A 540-nucleotide genomic window follows, 5' to 3' on the forward strand; every position below is an offset into this window, starting at 1 on the left:
TGCTGCAGCTGCAGCTCGGCCGAGTCCTCGCAGGTGATGACCCGCTCCTCGCGATCGATGTAGTTGGTCAGGCAGTTGAGCAGCGTCGTTTTGCCCGAGCCGGTACCGCCCGAGATGACGACGTTGCAGCGGACGCGGCCGATGATCTTCAGGATCTCCGCGCCTTGCGGCGAGATGGCGCCGAACTTGACCAGCTGGTCGAGCGTCAGCTTGTCCTTCTTGAACTTGCGGATGGTGAGCGCGGTGCCATCAAGCGACAGCGGCGGCGCGATCACGTTGACGCGCGAGCCGTCGGGAAGGCGCGCGTCGCAAATAGGGCTCGATTCGTCGACGCGGCGGCCGACCTGGCTGACGATGCGCTGGCAGATGTTGAGCAGTTGCTGGTTGTCGCGGAAGCGAATGCTGGTCGGTTCGACCTTGCCGTTGACCTCGATGTAGACGTTCTTTGAACCGTTGACCATGATGTCGGCGATGTCGTCGCGCGCGAGCAGCGGCTCCAGCGGCCCATAGCCGAGCACGTCGTTGCAGATGTCCTCGAGC

The 540-nt window shown here is 63.7% G+C and carries 1 protein-coding gene; it reads right to left on the reverse strand.

What is annotated here, in order from left to right:
* Positions 1 to 540 (reverse strand): ATPase, T2SS/T4P/T4SS family (locus EOA75_RS33655; protein ID WP_164747798.1); only part of this gene is annotated, 540 nt, incomplete at both ends.

The sequence above is a fragment of the Mesorhizobium sp. M1A.F.Ca.IN.022.07.1.1 genome (assembly GCF_003997575.1).
In the GTDB taxonomy this organism is placed as follows: Bacteria; Pseudomonadota; Alphaproteobacteria; order Rhizobiales; family Rhizobiaceae; genus Mesorhizobium.